19 protein-coding genes are annotated in these 18,989 nt (G+C 38.9%); 13 read left to right on the forward strand and 6 right to left on the reverse strand.

The genetic code is table 11. The features are described from left to right. The first annotated feature begins 3 nt into the window (after positions 1-3). The 11 genes from NZ848_RS06050 (at position 4) to NZ848_RS06100 (ending at position 12,060) form a co-directional block, all read left to right on the forward strand. A complete protein-coding gene (locus tag NZ848_RS06050) occupies positions 4-852 on the forward strand; it encodes a glycosyltransferase family 2 protein (protein WP_259014768.1) in 849 nt (282 codons plus the stop codon). Continuing rightward, positions 830-1,879, forward strand: coding sequence for a right-handed parallel beta-helix repeat-containing protein (locus NZ848_RS06055; protein WP_259014769.1), 1,050 nt, complete (start codon positions 830-832; stop codon positions 1,877-1,879). The genes NZ848_RS06050 and NZ848_RS06055 overlap by 23 nt, the downstream gene beginning before the upstream one ends. Further along, positions 1,851-3,035 (forward strand): glycosyltransferase family 4 protein, encoded by a 1,185-nt coding sequence (locus NZ848_RS06060; RefSeq protein WP_253534506.1) that lies wholly within the window; start codon positions 1,851-1,853, stop codon positions 3,033-3,035. The genes NZ848_RS06055 and NZ848_RS06060 overlap by 29 nt, the downstream gene beginning before the upstream one ends. Before the next feature lie 13 nt (positions 3,036-3,048). Then, positions 3,049-4,335 (forward strand): hypothetical protein, encoded by a 1,287-nt coding sequence (locus tag NZ848_RS06065; protein WP_253534508.1) that lies wholly within the window; start codon positions 3,049-3,051, stop codon positions 4,333-4,335. Between the two features lie 73 nt (positions 4,336-4,408). Beyond that, positions 4,409-5,710, forward strand: coding sequence for a hypothetical protein (locus NZ848_RS06070; RefSeq protein WP_259014770.1), 1,302 nt, complete (start codon positions 4,409-4,411; stop codon positions 5,708-5,710). A 31-nt stretch (positions 5,711-5,741) separates the two neighbouring features. Next, positions 5,742-6,770: a sugar-transfer associated ATP-grasp domain-containing protein gene (locus NZ848_RS06075; protein WP_259014771.1), complete on the forward strand. Its 1,029-nt coding sequence runs from the start codon at positions 5,742-5,744 to the stop codon at positions 6,768-6,770. 226 nt (positions 6,771-6,996) lie between these two features. After that, positions 6,997-7,623 (forward strand): sugar transferase, encoded by a 627-nt coding sequence (locus tag NZ848_RS06080; RefSeq protein WP_259014772.1) that lies wholly within the window; start codon positions 6,997-6,999, stop codon positions 7,621-7,623. Beyond that, the gene (locus tag NZ848_RS06085) at positions 7,583-8,134 is read left to right on the forward strand and encodes a GNAT family N-acetyltransferase (protein ID WP_259014773.1); all 552 of its coding nucleotides are present in this window, start codon (positions 7,583-7,585) and stop codon (positions 8,132-8,134) included. Before NZ848_RS06080 ends, NZ848_RS06085 begins: the two co-directional genes overlap by 41 nt. A gap of 110 nt (positions 8,135-8,244) precedes the next feature. Further along, positions 8,245-9,261 carry an ATP-grasp domain-containing protein gene (locus NZ848_RS06090; protein WP_259014774.1) on the forward strand — a complete coding sequence of 339 codons (1,017 nt, stop codon included), beginning with the start codon at positions 8,245-8,247 and terminating at the stop codon, positions 9,259-9,261. Positions 9,262-9,429: 168 nt separating this feature from the next. Beyond that, positions 9,430-10,455 carry an ATP-grasp domain-containing protein gene (locus tag NZ848_RS06095; RefSeq protein ID WP_259014775.1) on the forward strand — a complete coding sequence of 342 codons (1,026 nt, stop codon included), beginning with the start codon at positions 9,430-9,432 and terminating at the stop codon, positions 10,453-10,455. 87 nt (positions 10,456-10,542) lie between these two features. Next, the gene (locus tag NZ848_RS06100; protein WP_259014776.1) at positions 10,543-12,060 is read left to right on the forward strand and encodes an NAD(P)H-hydrate dehydratase; all 1,518 of its coding nucleotides are present in this window, start codon (positions 10,543-10,545) and stop codon (positions 12,058-12,060) included. 35 nt (positions 12,061-12,095) lie between these two features. Here NZ848_RS06100 and NZ848_RS06105 read toward each other — a convergent pair whose 3' ends face one another. Next, entirely contained in the window at positions 12,096-13,358 is a 1,263-nt protein-coding gene (locus tag NZ848_RS06105) for an OmpA family protein (protein WP_259014777.1), read from the reverse strand. Positions 13,359-13,492: 134 nt separating this feature from the next. Here NZ848_RS06105 and NZ848_RS06110 point away from each other — a divergent pair, with 134 nt between their 5' ends. Both NZ848_RS06110 and NZ848_RS06115 read left to right on the forward strand, forming a co-directional pair. After that, positions 13,493-13,999, forward strand: a complete 507-nt coding sequence (locus tag NZ848_RS06110) for a peptide deformylase (protein WP_259014778.1) — start codon at positions 13,493-13,495, stop codon at positions 13,997-13,999. Positions 14,000-14,051: 52 nt separating this feature from the next. Then, positions 14,052-14,228 (forward strand): hypothetical protein, encoded by a 177-nt coding sequence (locus NZ848_RS06115; RefSeq protein WP_253534526.1) that lies wholly within the window; start codon positions 14,052-14,054, stop codon positions 14,226-14,228. A 43-nt stretch (positions 14,229-14,271) separates the two neighbouring features. Here NZ848_RS06115 and NZ848_RS06120 read toward each other — a convergent pair whose 3' ends face one another. The 5 genes from NZ848_RS06120 to phhA all read right to left on the reverse strand — a co-directional run bounded on the left by NZ848_RS06120 (position 14,272) and on the right by phhA (position 18,987). Beyond that, on the reverse strand, positions 14,272-15,168 hold the full coding sequence (locus NZ848_RS06120; protein ID WP_259014779.1) for a flavin reductase family protein: 897 nt from the start codon (positions 15,166-15,168) through the stop codon (positions 14,272-14,274). A 13-nt stretch (positions 15,169-15,181) separates the two neighbouring features. Then, a complete protein-coding gene (locus NZ848_RS06125) occupies positions 15,182-16,357 on the reverse strand; it encodes a cation:proton antiporter (protein ID WP_259014780.1) in 1,176 nt (391 codons plus the stop codon). Between the two features lie 50 nt (positions 16,358-16,407). Continuing rightward, positions 16,408-17,634, reverse strand: coding sequence for a fumarylacetoacetase (fahA, locus tag NZ848_RS06130; RefSeq protein ID WP_259014781.1), 1,227 nt, complete (start codon positions 17,632-17,634; stop codon positions 16,408-16,410). Between the two features lie 27 nt (positions 17,635-17,661). After that, the gene (locus NZ848_RS06135; RefSeq protein ID WP_253534533.1) at positions 17,662-18,093 is read right to left on the reverse strand and encodes a MarR family winged helix-turn-helix transcriptional regulator; all 432 of its coding nucleotides are present in this window, start codon (positions 18,091-18,093) and stop codon (positions 17,662-17,664) included. A 159-nt stretch (positions 18,094-18,252) separates the two neighbouring features. Continuing rightward, positions 18,253-18,987 (reverse strand): phenylalanine 4-monooxygenase, encoded by a 735-nt coding sequence (gene phhA / locus NZ848_RS06140; RefSeq protein WP_309600824.1) that lies wholly within the window; start codon positions 18,985-18,987, stop codon positions 18,253-18,255. Between the last annotated feature and the right edge of the window lie 2 nt (positions 18,988-18,989).

The following is an 18,989-nucleotide window of genomic DNA, read 5'->3' on the forward strand; positions in this document are numbered from 1 at the left end:
GAAATGGAGGATAATTTTACCGGGCAAGCTGAAGCTTTAGTTACTGTAGGGTTACCGGTATATAACGATTCTAAATATTTGAAGTTCGCCATTCAGTCAGTAATAAATCAGACTTTTACCCGATGGCGCTTGATTATTATTAATGATGGCTCGGTTGATAACACAGAAGAGATTATAAAGGGTTTTCTGTTTGATAAACGGATAACTTATTTAACCGGAGAAAATGAAGGATTAGTAGCACGTTTGAATCAGCTGTCAAATTTGTGCAAAACAAGGTACTACTGCAGGATGGACTCAGATGATATCATGCATCCTGAAAAACTTCAAAAGCAAGTAGATGTACTTGAAGTCCATCCTGAAATTGATGTATTGGGTACAAATGCATATACCATTGATGCCTCTAATATAGTGTCAGGTATGCGTAATGAATACCATGAGATTAATTATATTAGAAAAGTCAGGTCATTTATTCACCCGACAATCATGGGTAAATCTGAATGGTTCAGGGCTAATCCGTATGACCCGGATGCCATAAGGCTTGAGGATGTGGAACTTTGGTTCAGAACGGCCGGAAAATCTAATTTTATGATCATTACCCAGCCTCTGTTCTTTTACAGGGAAGTTGGCGAAAACTATTTTAAAAAGTATGTTCTGATTGGAAGAAGTAGATTTAAAATACTTGAAAAATACAATGGAAATACCAAATGGCAAAAGTTTTTTATCAAGAATGCCTTTGTAGGAATGGTGTATCGGTTATTTAATGTTTTCAATAAAGAACAATGGCTTATAGCCAGAAGAAACAAGGTTAACTTTGAAGAAAGGAAACACTATGAAAACTATTTACACTCTTAGCGTCTTAATTATAGCATTTTGTAGTTTCGTTTTTTCAATAGATATATTTGAGGTAAAAGCTGTGCCTGAGAATCTTTCCAGAAGATATTTCAACCCTGATGCTAAATTCAGTGTTCCTGCAAATACGTATCGCATTACCAATCAAGAGGTTAAAAATCAGCCCAATTTAACGGCATATATACAAGATATTCTCAACAGGCACACATCTGTTTTATTGGCTGATACAGTTTTAAGAATTGAAAAGCCGGGGCTGTTGATTCCATCAGGAAGAACCCTGTATTTTAGTAAAAATACACTGATTGAGTTTGTAAGCCAGGCAACATCAAGATTAGACGATATTCTGAAGATTTACGATGTGTCTAATGTTAAAGTTTACAATGCAAAAATTAAAGGAAGTAAAAGTCTGGAAGGACAGAAAGGGGAATGGAGTGCAGGGATAGCCATTCTTAACGGAACCAATATTTACATAGAGAATGCCCATATTTATAATACATGGGGAGACGGATTGTTCATAGGTTCTGAAAGCAATGGTGTTTCAAAGAATATAACAGTAAGAAACGTCTGGATCGATAATGCCAGGAGAAATGCAATATCTGTTACTTCTGCAATTAATGCAAGCATTCATAATGTATTATTAAGTAATACAAATGGCACCTTGCCAGAGTGCGGGGTAGATGTTGAACCCAGCTTGTCTGGTGAATACCTGCAAAATGTTAAATTCAGAAATCTGTATTCTTATAACAATAAAAATGCGGCTTTTAATATAAACCTGGGTTCATTTAGCTCAGACACCTACCAATACCCGCACCCTGTGGATATCGAACTGAATAACTTCGTTGATGAGCACTCCACACGTTTTGTAGGCATAAACATTAATAATGCTCACAATAAGTTTACACCTGCAGGAAAAATACGTATATTCAATGGCATTTCTTTTTCAACGAATCATAACGTAGAATTTTGGAAAAAGGAACCAGAGGCCAATATTGATTTGATTTATGGAAATATCAAAAAGAAAAGTAATTAGAACCAGTACCGTGCCAGGTTCACTTCGTGCATTATTGAAAGGACAATTGGCTTTTTTGAACCAGTATTTTGATGTGATAGCGGTGTCAGGCAATGGCAAATCGCTTGAGCATGTAAAAGAAACAGAAGGTGTGCGTACCTTTGCGTTAGAGATGCAGAGGCAGATATCCCCGGTAAATGATTTTATTTCATTAATAAAGCTCTACCTGCTATTTAAAAAAGAAAAACCACAAATTGTTCATTCTATTACACCTAAAGCCGGTTTGCTATCTATGCTTGCTGCCAAATTGGCGGGTGTGCCAATCAGGATGCACACTTTTACGGGTCTTATTTTTCCGTCTAAAAAAGGGCGTTTGCAAAAGTTGCTTATAAAAATGGATCAGCTGTTGTGCTGGGCTGCTACCGATGTATTTCCAGAAGGTGAGGGAGTAAAAAAAGACTTAATCAATTTCGGAATCACCACAAAACCATTAAAAGTATTAGCAAATGGTAATATTAATGGAATAGATTTTAATTACTACGACCCCGCGGCTTATTCAGACCTTCAAAAACAGGAACTAAGACAATCACTAAACATAAATCAGGACGACTTTGTATTTGTTTTTGTTGGCCGGCTGGTAAGAGACAAAGGAATCAATGAACTGGTCGCGGCATTTAAAAACCTGCTGTCGATGGTTGAAAAAGAGCAGGCAAATAGGTTAAAGTTACTTCTGGTCGGATATTATGAGCAGCATCTTGATCCCTTATTGCCTGAAACAGTTACGGAAATAGAAGATAATCAACAGATTATATTTACAGGTGCCCAGTCAGATGTAAGACCTTATTATGCTATATCAGATTGCCTTGTTTTTCCGAGTTACAGAGAGGGTTTCCCTAACGTAGTTCTTGAAGCCGGAGCCATGTCTTTACCCAGTATTGTAACAGATATTAGCGGAAGCAATGAAATAATAACAACCGGGTATAACGGAATAATTGTACCCAAAAGTGACACTGAATTACTGCTGGAAAACATGCTTTATTTGTTTAAAAACAAAGATGCCAGAACTGAAATGGCCTTCAACAGCAGAAAGAATATAATTGAAAAATATGACAGACAATTAGTGTGGAATGCAGTTTTAAACGAATATAATTCTGCTCTGGCTAGTAAAAATATCTGAAATTAGTTTTAAAGTGAAAAACATACGCTACTACATTTTCTGGTTGGCCGATTACTTAAAAGGTTCAAAAATCAGGAAACACTATAAAGAAATTGAGAGCATCTATAAAAGCGAACCTGGGTCGGTAAAGCAAAAAAACAATAGACTATTTGATTTATTAACTTACGCTACTCAAAACACCGCATTTTATAAAGATTGTGATGCCCAGGATTTAGGCACTTATCCGGTACTTACCAAACAAAGTATTGTGCGTAACATTGAGGCCTTGTTTTCAAGAGAATATGCCGATATTAAGGAATCTCTTAAAACCATGACCACCAGTGGTTCAACGGGTACCCCGCTTAAGGTATATCAGAACATCGAAAAAGTCAGAAGAAATAAGGCCGATTTATTGTTCTTTTACAAAATTGGTGGTTATGATATCGGAGACAGGTTTTATTTCATGCGCACATGGACAAAACTGAACCGGAAATCGGCACTTAACCGATTTTTTGAAAATCTGAAAGAATTTAATCTGATAAATCTGGATATTGAAGGCGCAAATCAATTTACAGAGAGCATGGTTGCAGACACAAGGCCAAAAGTACTTTTAGCATATGCCTCAACTATCCATGCACTTATGGCCAATATCAGAAATGTTAACATAAATTGGCGTATTAAAGCTTTTTTTACTGGCGCTGAGGAGTTACCGGTGAATATAAAGAAGCAGATGCAGGAGACATTCCGGTGTCCTATTATGTCAAGGTATTCAAATCAGGAATGCGGGATTTTAGGGCAGCAACCTATTACCGGAGAAAACTTTTTCAGGTTAAACGAGGGCAGTTATCATTTCGAGTTTTTAAAGATTGGGTCAGACGAAAACGCAGAAGAAGGAGAAAAAGCAAGGATTGTCATTACAGATTTATTTAACAAGGCAATGCCAATAATCAGATATGATACCGGTGATATCGGTGTTTTTCGTATTGATCAAGAGGGCAAAAGAATTTTATCTGAAATAAATGGCCGGTATACTGATTTTTTAAAAACGAATGATGGTAAAATGCTCTCTCCGCATGTAATTACCAATCTGATGTGGGAATATAACCATATCGTCCAATTTCAATTTATTCAGGAGAGCCTCACCGCTTTTAAAATGATTTTGAAATATGCAGGTGGAGAAGACATTACAACCATTGCCAAAGACCTGGAAACAAAACTAAGAGATATTTTTGGCCAGCAAAGTGTAATTGAAATTATCAGAGCAGACGAAATACCGTCTGAGAAGTCAGGAAAAAGAAAGTACATTATTTCTAAAATTTAGCGCGTGTGGTTGGTGTTGTTAGTTTAGCCGGGCTTAAAGAAGCTGCAGTAATTAAATTTCCTGCTTGTTAATAATGAAAGACATAAGGTATTATATTTTTTGGATTTCAGATTTTCTGAGGGGCTCACCCGTTTACAAGCACTTTAGAGAGGTAAGAGGTATTAATAAAAATGAACCTTTGTCTGAAGTAACAAAAAGTAACAGGTTATCTTCAATATTGTCGTATGCCACCGCTAACTCTCCTTTTTATAGTTGTTTTAACCATCAAAGCATTGAATCGTTTCCTGTTTTGAAGAAAAAGGATTTTCAAGACAACATGGATTCAATGTTCTCTCGCCAGTATCTGAATCTGAAAGACAGATTGAAAAAAATGTCTACCAGTGGGTCAAGTGGTATTCCGTTCAAGATTTTTCAGGATTCTGATAAAGCCGCCAGAAATAAGGCAGATCTGCTTTATTTTTACGAGCTCGGTGGTTATCATCCCGGAGACAGAATCTACTCAATGAGAATCTGGAATGACTTGAATCAAAGAAGCAGTTGGACACAGCTCAAAGAGAATTTCCGTATGTTTGATACCTCTGAAATTGACGATAGCGGAGCCCGGAATTTTGTTAAAACCATGCTTGCCGATACCAATTCGAAGGTGTTATTGTCTTATGCCTCTTCATTTGTAAGTTTAATGAATCATATCAGCCCAGGTGAATACAGATGGAATATTAAGGCAATTTTTACTGGTGCAGAAGAGCTACCAGCCGACACCAGGCTTAAAATGATTGAGGTATTCAAATGCCCGGTTATTTCAAGATATTCTAATCAGGAAAACGGTATTCTTGCGCAACAGCCTGCAGCAGGCGGAGATTTTTTTTGTCTCAATGAGGCCAGTTATTATTTTGAGTTCCTGAAAACTGATTCGGATGCACCTGCCTCTGCGGGGGAAGAAGCCCGTATTGTAGTTACCGATTTGTTTAACAAGGCAGTGCCGATGATCAGGTACGATACCGGAGATATAGGTAGATACCAATTACAAGAAGATGGCAGAAGGGTACTTACAGAAATTAGCGGCAGAAAACTAGACTTTCTGAAAACCACTGATGGCAAAACCATTTCACCTTATGCAGTAACAATACTGATGCGGGAACTCTTCAATTTGAATGATAACATTAGTCAGTATCAGTTCATTCAGGAAACCGAATTTCATTTTACCTTGAAGATTGCTTATAAGAAAAAAGATAAACCAACTATTGATGAAAATGCAATGGTTGAAAAACTGAAAGTGATTTTTGGTAAGGAGAGCATAATTTCAATAATGACAGAATTTAGCATTCCGATGGAGTCCTCTGGTAAAAGAAAATACATTGTTTCGAAACTCGGATAGGTAAATCTGTTCTAAAATCATTGTAAAATGTATGAATATAAGCTCAATTATTAAGTTTGCTTTCAACTTTTTGCTGGATTCTGACCGGAAGCCGATTTTTGCAATGCTGAAAGATATCAGGGCTTTGAAGAGCCAATACAATTACAACCAGATGAGCCATTATTTTACATGCCTGATGTACAAAAAGAATTCTGGTATGGTAAGCGATTATTTAAGTAGGGAAGAGCTATTGCCGATACCGAATAAATTTCATCTGCACAATGGGTATCATCCTGTATTGAGCAATAAGATTGCTTTCAGAATGTACCTTCAAAAAAAGGGTTTACCCCTTGTAAAATTTCTGGGAGAAATAAAGCACAATACAATCATCAGCGATTCCGGGGAATTGATACCTTTAGCTGATACATTTAAAGTACAGTCCGTTGTTCATAGCTGGCTTGAAAAGCATGGGAGTATATTTATTAAACAGGCAAATGGGCTTGGAGGGAAAGGCATTTTTAAATTTGAAAAGGGCCAAAGTATTAACCTCTCATTATTGCCCTCCCATGAAGCGTATATTATTGAGGTTGGTATTAACCAGCATAACCTATTAAATAACATCAACCCGAATTGTGTAAGCACACTAAGAGTCAGCACTTTTTACAGTCAGGGTAAAGTAGTTATGCTAAGTAGTTTCCTGAAAATGGGTACCGGGAATTCTTTTGTTGATAATGGCGCCATGGGAGGTATTTTTGTAAACTATGACATACAAAAAAATGAGCTTGACGAAGTGGCCTACCAGCTGCCCAAATGCGGAGGGCGTTCATTTTTTCAGCATCCGAATACTGGTTTTGTTTTCAAAGGATGTACCCTCCCTTATCCAGCAGCTATTATTAACCTGGTAACCGAGGCCGCACGGGCGTTTCCGGACAAAGAAATTATAGGTTGGGATATTGCCTATACTAACCATGGGCCAGTAATTGTAGAGGGCAATAATAATCCGGATCTGACCATGACCCAAATTTGTGCGAAGGGAATCAATAATAATCCTGATTTCAAATTAGCCTATAATTTACCATAGTTGCCTTAACAGTTAACCTTATTTTTAGTGCCAGGTATGTTTTGAGTAGCCGTGATATTGAGTATTAAAAATATTACATTAAAAAAATTAAGTAATAATGCTTAGTTAATCTGTTTATTTTTTCTATTTTTAAATAAATATTAAACCCGCTCACTAAAGTTTTACGTTTTTCAGAGATTTTTACGTATAGACGTAATTTTTTAATATGAGCTTATTGTTTCCAAAAATGTATCGATTTTTTTTCAAGCGATTCTTTGACATCTTTTTTTCTTTTTTCGGGTTATTGATTTTTAGCCCTGTTTTTATAGTCATTACTGTCTGTTTGTATTTTGTAAATGAAGGGAAACCGTTTTTTTTTCAGAAAAGACCCGGAAAAAATGGGAAGATATTTTCAATTATCAAGTTCAAATCAATGAATGAAAAAAAAGATGCCAATGGTAAATTACTGCCGGATAACCAAAGACTAACCGGGATAGGGGCATTTATCCGCAACGCATCGCTTGACGAAATACCCCAGTTAATAAATGTTCTGAAAGGTGACATGAGCCTTATTGGCCCCAGACCATTGCTGATAAGATATCTCGATTATTACAATGATTTTGAAAAAAGGAGGCATGAGGTTAGACCTGGTATAACCGGCTGGGCGCAAATAAATGGCCGTAATGCTATTTCATGGTCCAGAAAATTTGAATTAGACGTGTACTATGTCGATCATCTCTCTTTATGGTTTGATATCAAAATTCTATTTAAAACTATAAAAAAAGTACTTTCTTCTGATGACATTGCGCTTGTACCCATAGAGCAATTTTTTAATGAAAAGATTAGAAATAATGAAAGTGAAGAAGTTAAGTAGCACCCATTTAGAGAACCGTTTGGCCTGGTTAAATCATCCTGACGTTTACCAGTACATGAATATGCAGTATCCTTTAACTTTTGAGGAGATGGACAGTTGGTATGATAGAATTAAAGGTAATCAGCTGCGGATAGATTTGGTTTTTGAAGAAGAAAATGAAGTGGTAGCTATGACCGGGTTAACAAATATTGATTTTGCTGATGGATTGGCCGAGTATTATATTCTGGTTAATCCTGATAAACAGGGCCAGGGTTTTGGTAAAGTTTCTACCCAATTTACCACAAACTATGCATTTAATAAATTCAATCTCAATAAAATTTATTTGTATACAAACAGCTATAACGAAAGGGCAAATAAACTTTATTTAAAATTAGGTTTTCAACAGGAGGGCTTACTCAGAAAGCATAAATTCAAAAATGGCGGCTTCATTGACCGCTGTATTTTTGGCCTTTTAAAAGATGATTGGAAACAACAGTCGTATTCATCCGACATTGTTTCTTTAACATTTTAATAGGTCTCATATCAGTGCTGTGGCTATTTTGCTTTAAACTATAAATGCTGTTTCTTTTACAAATATTTACCTATTAGTGTAGGAAACATATTTGATTTTAATGATTTAAGATGAATATTTTGTTCACTTGCGCAGGCCGAAGAAACTATCTGATTAATTATTTTAAGGAGGCCTTAAAAGGTAGCGGAAAGGTGTACGCTACCGATTCAAACCTGACAGCCGCGGCCCTTGCAGAAGCCGACGTGGCTATTCATGTGCCGTCTATTTATGATGATACATATATTGATACCATTCTTGAAATTGTAAAAAAGAACGATATCAAGGCGGTTATCCCTCTCATTGACCTTGAATTGCCCTTATTGGCGGCTTCAAAGGAGCTTTTTAGTAAAATAAATGTTCAGGTAATTGTTTCCTCTGCCTCAGTAATTGATATTACCTTTGATAAGTTGCAGACTATCCGATTTCTTGAGACGGCGGGGCTGGCGTCTCCCCAAACTTTTGTGAGTCTGGATGAAGCAAAAGATGCGATAGAAAATGGAAGCCTGCGTTTTCCGGTAATTCTGAAACCAAGATGGGGAAGTGGTTCTATTGGAATAGACATTGCCGAAGATAGCACAGAACTTGAACTAGCCTATCAACTCCTGACCAAGCGGTTATCAAGAACAATACTGGCCAAAGCAAATAGTGGAAATGAGGATGCTGCCATTTTGATTCAGGAGAAAATTACAGGAGTAGAATTTGGAATTGATGTGCTTAACAACCTCAACGGAGAATATATTGGAACCTTCGCCAGAAAAAAAATTGGAATGCGCTCCGGTTCAACCGACAAAGCCGTATCGGTTCTGAATAGTGAGCTCGAATCAATAGGCCAGCGCATAGGAAGCCATTTGAAACATATCGGTAATTTAGACTGCGATGTGCTCAAATCCGGAGATAACTATTACGTTATTGATTTAAATCCCAGATTCGGAGGCGGATACCCTTTCTCACATCTGGCAGGTGTTAATACTCCGGCAATTTACCTTGAATGGCTCGCCAATGGTAATAGCATTGATCAATACATCAATTATATGCCCGGCGTATTGCATGCCAAATATGATAAACTTATAAGAATTAACACTCCTTAACTTCTTTTTTTGAGCCTCTACGGCTACAATCACCAAACATTCTTGCTTTTAAGAAACTAGTTGATTTGAATTATCAGATTCGGCGAGTATCTTTAAACCAATATGTAGATTATTCAATCGCTTTCTTTATTCAAGATGGAGTTTGAGTATAAAAATCACCAACCAAAAATGAATGCTATATTATTCTGCTCTGTGGGCAGGAGAGTCAGACTGCTGAAAGATTTAAGAAAATCTCAAAAAGACCTAAGTATCGTAGCAATTGATAAAAATCCATTCGCTCCGGCTTTATTTGCGGCAGACCGCCATTTTATTCCACCGGCAATAACTGACGGCCAGTACATTGAGTACCTGCTAGATTTGTGCCAATCTGAAGGTATTTCGGCAATTACTACGCTTATTGACCCTGAAATTGAGATACTCGGGAAAAACAGACATAGATTTATCGAAAACGGTGTTTTGCCCTTGGTGCCTACAGAAGAAACCGCAAATATATGCTATGATAAGTACCGAATGTTTGAGTATTTACAAGCGCATCAGATACCGACCATTCTGACTTACCATACGTTTGAAAATTTTGTGGAGGGTCTTAATAAAGGAGAGATTTCTTTTCCTGTTTTTATAAAACCCCGAAAAGGAAGCGGAAGCATAGGAGCTGCAAAAATTAATGACCTTAACGAACTGAAACAAAGGCTTGAAAATGCACAAACCGACTACATTATACAGCCATTGATGACAGGCCTTGACTTGGATGTAGATGTTTATGTTGATTGTATAAGCGGTAAACCGGTTTCTATATTTTCAAAGCGAAAAATAGAATCGCGTGCCGGAGGAGCCATCAAAACAGTATCTTTTAATGACATCAATCTGGTTAATTTTGTAAAGAAAGTAATAAGTAAGTTTGAGTTTTACGGGCCCATAGACCTGGACTTATTTTATGTAAATGGGCAATATTATTTGTCTGAAATTAATCCGAGGTTCGGCGGGGGGTATCCTCATGCCTTTGGTGCCGGTGTTGACTTCTTCCGGCTTATCGTTAATAATCTGAACGGCATAGAAAATATTGAGCAGATTGGAAATTATGAAGACGATGTCATGATGTTGATGTATGAAGATTTCATAATAGAAAAAAAATCAGACTTAATTCAATCGGCCTCTAAAGTACAGCCACTTACAATTGAAATGAATCTGGTTTAAATAAGTATGTTGCTTGTTGGCAGACGAGACGCCATATCAAGCCACAATTTAAAAAAGAGTTAGGTACTCATTAGAAGCACAAAAGCTATGAATATTCTATTGACAAGAAGACGTACTAATGATGGTAATTATGTGTCTGATGTAAAAGCGGCAGATGAGTACACCATCGCAAACGAGCCGATTGCCTCAATAGATCTCATGGAGCGCGCTGCACGTGCATTTGTGAATTTCTTTGAAAGCAAATATGCGGTTTCTTATAAAAAAATTGTGGTTTTATGCGGGCTGGGTGATAATGGTGGTGATGGCCTGGCAATTGCAAGAATGCTCTATCATTCAGGTTATGACGTAGAGGTTTTAGTAATGGATTATTCTGAACGAAAGTCTGATAACTTTAAAATAAATCTTGGCAGGCTTGTTAATAAAATTGATGCCCGGCTATGCAAGACAGATGTCGAATTGCCGGTCATTAATCCTGATTATTTATATATTGATGCTTTACTAGGGGCCGGGCTTTCAAGGCCTCTTGAAGGGATACTTAAAACACTGGTAAGCAGTCTTAATACAAGTGGCGCAGAGCTGGTGGCAGTTGATATTCCGACAGGTTTATTTGCTGATTCACCCAACGGGCCTGATGATATAATTGTAATGGCAAATCAAACCATTACTTTTCAGACGCCCAAACTTGCTTTTTTTCTTCCTCAAAATGCTGCTTACGTGGGCGATTGGTGGGTGGTTGATATAGGCTTGCATGCCGGATTTATCAGTCAGCTTGATTCAGGATATGAATACACTGATGCCCCAATGGCCAGGCAATTAATAAAACCAAGAAATAAATTCTCTAATAAAGGTAATTTTGGCCATGCTTTAATGATTGCCGGCAGTTATGGTATGATAGGCGCCGCCGTTCTATCTACCCGGGCCTGTCTTCGTTCGGGCGTTGGTAAGGTAACTGTTTATACCCCGGCTTGCGGATATACAATTCTTCAGTCCTCAGTACCGGAAGCCATGTGCCTGCCTACCGACAATCAGAAAGAACTGGAAGATATGCCACCCCTAAACAATTATCAGGCTATTGGTGTCGGTTGTGGTATTGGTACAAATCCTGGTACTGCCAGCATGATTGAGGCCATCCTGAAAAATGTTAAAGTGCCTTTAGTTATTGATGCCGATGCATTGAATATCATTGCTGCCGATAACCATCAATTAAGCCTGATACCAGCAGGTGCTGTATTGACACCCCATCCGAAGGAATTTCAGAGATTAATTGGTAAAACTTGGGCAAATGACTACGAAAAACTTGAGCTTCTGGCAGCCTTTGCAGTAAGGCATCAGTGTATTGTTTGTCTAAAAGGCGCCTTTACCGCAATTGCCTCGCCAGATGGTAAAATTTATTTTAACTCAACAGGTAATGCCGGAATGGCAAAAGGAGGCAGCGGAGATGTACTGACCGGTATGATTCTGGCCCTGCTGGCGCAGGGCTATGCGCCAATAAATGCTGCTTTACTGGGCGTATATGAACACGGGTTAGCCGGTGACAGAGCCGCTCAGCTTAAAGGTACTACTGCCATGATAGCATCAGATATCATTGAAAATATCAGTTTCTGATTATTTCCAGGTTTTCTTCAATAACCCAGAACCTTCTACGGCGTTACAATTATAAACTCTACCCGTCGGTTTTGCTTTCTTGCCTCCTCAGTGCTGTTGTCTGTAATGGGTTTTGTATCGCCGTATCCTTTAAACTGAATGCGCTTACCCGCAATTCCTTTCTGAACCAGATACTCACGTACATTAAAAGCCCTCTGTAAAGATAAGCGTTTGTTCTGCACTGGGTCTCCTACATTATCAGTATGGCCTTCAATCACGATGGTCATGGTTGGGCTATTCTTCATCATTTTTAGTAAGCCATCTAACTGCTCATACGATTGGTCTAACAAGCCAGACTCACCGGTATTAAAATATACTTTATCAAGCCTGAATTTGTTTTCTTCTACTTTAACCGGAGCAGACTCTTCTTTTGCTGGTTCTTTTTTGGGGGCAGCAATTGCCGGAGCTTCAGCAGGCTTGGTTTCAGCTTGTGGCGGTATTGCTTTTGGTTCAACTTTTTCAGGCGTTTTTGGCGGAACAGGATTCAGATAAATATCCTGGGTAAACTGCTGACCTTTCCTGAGTTTAGATAAATCAATACTGGTTTCTGCCGTTTCATATCCGGCAGCTGTTGCCGTAAAAGTGTATGCATCAGGCTTTAACGAGAAAGAGAAACCTTCGTTCAGTTGCACTATCTTGAATCCGGTTTTTTTCGTATCCTTGTCTACTTTATAGGTTACTTTACCACTAATTGTTTTTTGTGTTCTGGCATCAATTAATTTGCCTCTAATGGTAAGTATTACGTCAGGGTTTGTTGAGCGAGTTGCATTTTTTGGAGGATTTTTGATGTGTACACCGTTGAAATTCCAGAAAAGCAATTTTTGTCCGGGCAGGTTTTTACCCTCAACAAGATTAAACACTTCTAAACCCGGGTCAAGCTTTTCAAAATAAACACTGAATTTATATACTTCGCCCGGATAAACCCGCTGCTCACTTTGTTCATCAGACAATTCCACTATTCCCACCGATTTTATGTATCTGAAATACTTTCCGTTTGCGCTCAGATAACTATCAGGATTAAAAGAAATAGTTGTGTAGGTCTTTTGTTCCTGATTAGGTAGCGGAAAACTGTAGAGGCGGTTTTTGCGCTTGCTTAATTGGTATCTGAAATGAATAATAGTATATTCACCACGTAATTCAACTTTAGTGATATCCGTTTCGTCACTGCTTTGGTCATCAATTCTGGGAAATTCAGTAACAATCTGACCATAGCTTTCTACAGCCAGGAGTAGGAGGAGTAGCAGATAAATTTTTTTCATAGCAAAAATATTTGTTGCACCGATAGTAACGTCAAGGTTGTGTTTTTCATTTTTATCACAACGTTAATATTTGTTAAAATAGTAAAATACCGGCTATGAAACAAGGTTGAAGCACAGAATAATTAATTTGTAAAATGAAACATCTGAAAGACCTGCTTTTATTGGGCGACCCCCGTTTATATGAAGTTTGCGAACCCGTTAAACAGGAAGAATTGCCTTTTGTGCATGAATGGGTGAAAGATTTGCACCAGGTAATGGAAGAAATACGGGCAAAGTATCAGTTTGGCAGGGGCATTGCTGCCCCGCAATTGGGTATAATGAAACGCCTGATTTACATTAACATAGACCGCCCTGTTGTAATCATTAATCCCGAATTTGAGAACCTTAGCCTGGATATGTTTGAACTTTGGGACGATTGCATGAGTTTTCCGAATCTGCTCGTTAAAGTAAAACGTCATCAGTCGCTTGTGGTAAAATACAGAGATGAAAACTGGCAGGAACAGCGTTGGCAGGTAGAAGGGGCAATCTCTGAATTGCTTCAGCACGAATATGACCACCTCAATGGCATATTGTGTACCATGCGTGCCATTGACACCCAGTCATTCAGATGGCGGCCAACACCTCCAACCGCCTACCAATAGGCTGGCACGCTTTTTTAATCAGTTTCAATAAATTCACTAAACTTTAAATATCATGAAACTGATTAATTATCTATTGGCCATTTGTGTTGTTTTGGGTATATCTTCTTGCGATGCTATTGTTGGTATTTTTGAAGCGGGCTTCAATACCGGTGTTATCATTGTACTGATTGTAATTGTGCTGATAATAGCCGGTTTGTTTAAAATGTTTGGTGGAAGCAAGAAACAATAATTTGGTTTGAACTGACCTTTACTATTAAACTGCTGCAAACTAGCTATTGATCAACAGGATTCAGATTTTGTAATAACACCAGCCAGGCCTCCTTTACTTTGTTTAGGCTTAATAGTCTTTGAGCTTCCTGGTGAAGAAAATCAGTAAGAGCAGCGTTGTCTCCGGCGGCCGCTTCAAAAAACTTTTGAATAGCCGGTGTCTGACGGTAGGCCTCTATTTCTTCCGGCAATGGTAAAACTTCCGTATTACCAAGTTGCCCCAGATGGTTACCGGTAAGTATTTTTGAAAGTCTGATTTGCTCAGGTATGGCGTCATAACCGATTCCGATTTTGGTATTGGGCTTTTCAACCTCAAACAGGGCGGGTTCATTCACACGCGCATACCAATCGGCACCCAGGCGTGCAACCCAATCGGTTTTACGTTGATCAATTCGTCCGTTTTCGCCGATAATGTTATCAGCGAAATGAGCCATGATAATCTGGCAGATAAACAGGTTCATGGTGCCAATTTCACGTACTTCAAGCACCTTGCACTCAAACTGAGCCAGCGACTCCATTACTCTTGGCGGCCTTATGAGTAGTGAAGGTTCTGGCGTAAAGCCTGATTTAATAAACTCGTTTATACCTTTGGGATACTCAACACTAGACAACGACATCTGTTGAACCATGCTGTAATCTACCATATTTATTGCCACCTCGTGCACTTCGCTGATATTGAGTGCTGTATCTTTTTTAGAATTGTCTCTGCTTCGGTTATTGGGGGCAAATACAAGTAAAGGTGGATTAATGCCCATGATATTGAAGAAACTGAACGGGCTAAGGTTTACATTGCCGGCATTATCTATACTGCTTACCAATGCAATAGGGCGCGGCGCAACAGTACCGGTCAGATAACTGTAAAATATTCTGGGTTCTAAATCCAGTGGGTTAATAGTAAGCATTAATCAGTAATTATTATTGGTTTGTTGAAAGGTTTCTGGTTTTTATCATCCCAAACATCATGGCAAGGGCTGTAAGAAAAATTACCTGGGTTAATAATCCTTTATTTACCTCAAGTATCTGGTGTGAGTCTGGTATGGCCAGAAAAAGTAAAATAGTAATAAGTCCTCTGGGGGCAATGAATAACAGCGGGTCAGATTTAACCTTAAGTAATCTGAAAATCAGATAGCGCCCCCCAAATATAAATACAAGAATAACCAGGGCATTTACAAAATCTCTTGCGCTCAGAACCGCTTTCAGATTGGTGTAATAGCCGAACATAATAAAAAAGAATGACCTGATTACAAACGTAACTTCGGCTATCAGGTGTTCAAAAGAATGTACCTCTTTCTTAATGGTGTCGCTGTTTATCCATTTCTTCATAAAGTCAAACTTAATCAGGTTTACATTATTCAGAAACAAACCAAACATAAGAACCAATACCAGAGAGGGTAGGTGATAAATTTTGGCAATTACGTAAAACAGAATCAGGATGGTAATTATGGGTATATACTTGATGTGGTGATTCAGCTTGCTTATCATGCTTCCGAGTGCCAGGCTGGCTATAATAGAAAGTGCCACAATAATGACGATGTCAAAGAAAAAAGAGGTAAAGGTTGCCACCCCGAATGTATTGTGCAAAACCAGAAAGTTAAAATAAATGATACCAAGAATATCAGAAATAGAACTTTCATAGATGACAAATTCTCGGCTTTCGGCATCAAGATTTTTTACACTGGGTATGGCAATGGCACTGCTGATGATTCCCAGTGGAATTGCGTTAATCAGGCACGTAAGAAAAGGCTTATGAATAAGAAAATACAGGCCTGTGGCCAGCATCAGGCTAAAAAGCGCCAGGCCAATAAAAGCGCTCTTCACTGTCGATACAAAAAGGGTTCTCTTCTGAGCTGTGATTTCAAGCTCCAGCGAGCCCTCCAGTACAATTAGAATCAGGCCTATTGTACCTACCACGGGCAGATATGGCTCTAGATTAGGTATTTTAAGACCCAGATAAGTGGTTATTATCTGCGATATGATTCCTACTGAGAGTAAAAGGATAACACCCGGAATTTTTGTGTTTTTTGCCGATATATCAAAGATATACGCAATGAGAATCAGCGCACAAATGATAAGAATTATAGTATTTGTCATGAAGTTGCGGTATCTGGCGTTTAGATTCAGGGCGGTAAATTACAAAAAAATCAATTGGCTGCAAGTATTTTACCGCTCACTTCACCAAATCCCACCCGCAGCCCATCTTTTTGGCTGAACCCTTTTATGGTCAATACATCGCCGTCTTCAAGAAAGGTTCTCTGTTGGTTATAGTCTAATTTAATGGGTTGCCTGCCTCCGTAGGTTAGTTCCAGCATAGAGCCGCAACTATTGTGTGTCGGCCCGCTGATAGTGCCTGATGCCAATAAGTCACCAACTTTTAAATTACAGCCATTTATAGTATGATGTGCTATTTGTTGTGCCAGATTCCAGTACATATACCTGTAATTAGTACTTGAAATTCTATAGGTGTTCTGGTTGGGGGGTTGTAAAGCTACCTCCAGCTCTATGTCAAAATTACGGTTACCATCAAATTGCAGGTATTCTAAGGGTTGAGGGTCTTGCAGTGGGGTGTTTACCCTGAAATCCTCAAGCGCTTCAAGTGTTACAACCCACGGCGACATGGAAGATGCAAAGTTTTTACCAAGAAATGGCCCCAGCGGCTGGTATTCCCATCGCTGGATATCACGTGCTGACCAGTCATTAAAAAGTACCAGACCAAAAACATAATTTTCGGCCTTTGCGGTGCTAATGCTTTCTGCTAGGTCAGAATTTTTACCAATAATTGCTCCAATTTCCACTTCAAAATCCAGTTCTTGGGTAGGCGAAAAAATAGGTAAACGGCTATTGGCCGGAATTATTTGCCCTTTGGGCCTGATTATGGGTGTGCCGGATACCACAATTGAGCTTGCTCGGCCATGGTAGGCAATGGGCAGGTGCTTCCAGTTGGCAACCAGTGGGTTATCTGGCCTGAACAGCTTGCCTACATTAGTGGCGTGTTCAAGACTTGAATAGAAGTCGGTATAATCGCCCACCCGCACAGGTAGGTGCATTTTTATGGATGCAACCGGATGAAAAATCTGATTAAAGTGCTTTTTGAGTGGAGATTCCGGTTTTTTGAGCCATTCTTGCAGTTGTAGCCTTATTGCACCCGTTTTCTTTTTGCCTAAACCAATAAAAGTATTGAGGTACGGCTGATTAAAAACATGACGGGGGATTTCGAGCAGACCAAGCCGGCGCATTTGCTCCAGGTCTATTACATAATCTCCGATGCGCACACCCACGCGTGGTGCATTTTTGCCTGTACTAAATATACCAAAAGGAAGATTATGAATTGAGAAGTCTGTGTCTGTTGCTATATCTAACCAGGAATTCATGTTGATTTTTTTTAGGCCTGTACCTACCTAACTGACATTTTTATGAATGGTGTTCATGATTCTTACCAGTTCATCATAATCTGCATTAGTCAGCCCGTCCCAGGATTTCCGTCTGATTTCTCCTATCACCTCCAAAGCTAGGGCGTGCAGTTTTTCACCTTCTTCGGTCAGGTATATATTAAATTTTCTTCTGTCTTCGTCTGCCATCTGGCGTCTCACTAGCTTTTTCTCTACCAGTAAATCCAAAATTCTGGTTACAGTAGGGGCATCTTTGGCGGTATCTACAGCCAGGTCGTTCTGGCTGATGCCAGGCTTAGGCATAATGTGGTCAAGCACTACCCATTGGTCAACCGTTAGGTCTATGCCGTTATCGGTAAGGCCTTTTTGCATAAAGCTGCGGATGCGCTTAATGGTAGTGTCAATTTTAAAAAAGTATGAGCGTTGGTCAGAGTGTGTCATTTTTTATATAGTTCTTCCTTTTGTGCATTGAGCAGCTAAATACGCTGTTCTTTTGGTTACCTCCGGTTTGGGCAAAATTGAACCAAACTTTAAAAAGAATATGCTGCAATAATCTTTTTTGGCTATAATATGTTTTACAAAAGTAGGAAAAAGCGTCAATTATTGACACACTAATAATTGTTGCTCCAGAATTTTTTCAAATTGAGGCAGTGAACCATACAGTTGCTCGTAAGAATCAACAATGAAGTACTTCTTCTGGTACTCATCAATCTTTACTTCAGTTGCCAGTATTTCTCTGATATTATAGGGTACCCTTTCAGGCAGGAGGCTATACAGGCAATATTCACTTTCGCCGCTTGACGACAAAATACCACCTCCATATATTTTCAACTGATTGTCTTCTTTTATCAAACCAAACTCAACCGTGTACCAGTACAGGCGTTGCATAAGTTTAACAGCTGTTTCATCTTCGATGTATTTTAATGAAATTTTGCTGAATTCAGCCAGAAAATCGCAAAATGCCTGATTGGTAAGCAAGGGTACATGTCCGAATGTATCATGAAACATATCCGGCTCTTCAAGATATTCCAGTTGGTCCGGGCTTCTTAACCACGTAGAAGCCGGAAACTTTCTGGCGGCCAGCAGTTCAAAAAACTCTTTTATAGGCACAAGCCCCGGCACACCAATTACCGACCAGCCTGTTAGTGCCTGCAGACGGGGAGTCAGTTCCTCTTCAAAATCCGGTATGTGGTCAGCCACAAATCCGGCTTTTTCAATGCCTACTAAGTAATCTTTGCTGGCTAGTTGCGGTAATTTCAGGGTTTGTCTTTTAAACAGCATACGCCACATCTGGTGGTCTTCTGCCGTGTAGGACGAATATGACTGATTCATGATTT

Source organism: Emticicia fluvialis, assembly GCF_024793945.1.
In the GTDB taxonomy this organism is placed as follows: Bacteria; Bacteroidota; Bacteroidia; order Cytophagales; family Spirosomataceae; genus Emticicia; species Emticicia fluvialis.

Coding starts and splice junctions, on each gene's coding strand:
- NZ848_RS06100 (WP_259014776.1), top strand. CDS start 10,543: ATGAATATTCTATTGACAAGAAGACGTACTAATGATGGTAATTATGTG.
- fahA (WP_259014781.1), bottom strand. CDS start 17,634: ATGAATTCCTGGTTAGATATAGCAACAGACACAGACTTCTCAATTCAT.
- NZ848_RS06080 (WP_259014772.1), top strand. CDS start 6,997: ATGTATCGATTTTTTTTCAAGCGATTCTTTGACATCTTTTTTTCTTTT.
- NZ848_RS06115 (WP_253534526.1), top strand. CDS start 14,052: ATGAAACTGATTAATTATCTATTGGCCATTTGTGTTGTTTTGGGTATA.
- NZ848_RS06075 (WP_259014771.1), top strand. CDS start 5,742: ATGAATATAAGCTCAATTATTAAGTTTGCTTTCAACTTTTTGCTGGAT.
- NZ848_RS06090 (WP_259014774.1), top strand. CDS start 8,245: ATGAATATTTTGTTCACTTGCGCAGGCCGAAGAAACTATCTGATTAAT.
- NZ848_RS06095 (WP_259014775.1), top strand. CDS start 9,430: ATGAATGCTATATTATTCTGCTCTGTGGGCAGGAGAGTCAGACTGCTG.
- NZ848_RS06060 (WP_253534506.1), top strand. CDS start 1,851: ATGGAAATATCAAAAAGAAAAGTAATTAGAACCAGTACCGTGCCAGGT.
- NZ848_RS06055 (WP_259014769.1), top strand. CDS start 830: ATGAAAACTATTTACACTCTTAGCGTCTTAATTATAGCATTTTGTAGT.
- NZ848_RS06135 (WP_253534533.1), bottom strand. CDS start 18,093: ATGACACACTCTGACCAACGCTCATACTTTTTTAAAATTGACACTACC.
- NZ848_RS06085 (WP_259014773.1), top strand. CDS start 7,583: ATGAAAAGATTAGAAATAATGAAAGTGAAGAAGTTAAGTAGCACCCAT.
- NZ848_RS06070 (WP_259014770.1), top strand. CDS start 4,409: ATGAAAGACATAAGGTATTATATTTTTTGGATTTCAGATTTTCTGAGG.
- NZ848_RS06105 (WP_259014777.1), bottom strand. CDS start 13,358: ATGAAAAAAATTTATCTGCTACTCCTCCTACTCCTGGCTGTAGAAAGC.
- NZ848_RS06050 (WP_259014768.1), top strand. CDS start 4: ATGGAGGATAATTTTACCGGGCAAGCTGAAGCTTTAGTTACTGTAGGG.
- NZ848_RS06110 (WP_259014778.1), top strand. CDS start 13,493: ATGAAACATCTGAAAGACCTGCTTTTATTGGGCGACCCCCGTTTATAT.
- NZ848_RS06125 (WP_259014780.1), bottom strand. CDS start 16,357: ATGACAAATACTATAATTCTTATCATTTGTGCGCTGATTCTCATTGCG.
- NZ848_RS06120 (WP_259014779.1), bottom strand. CDS start 15,168: ATGCTTACTATTAACCCACTGGATTTAGAACCCAGAATATTTTACAGT.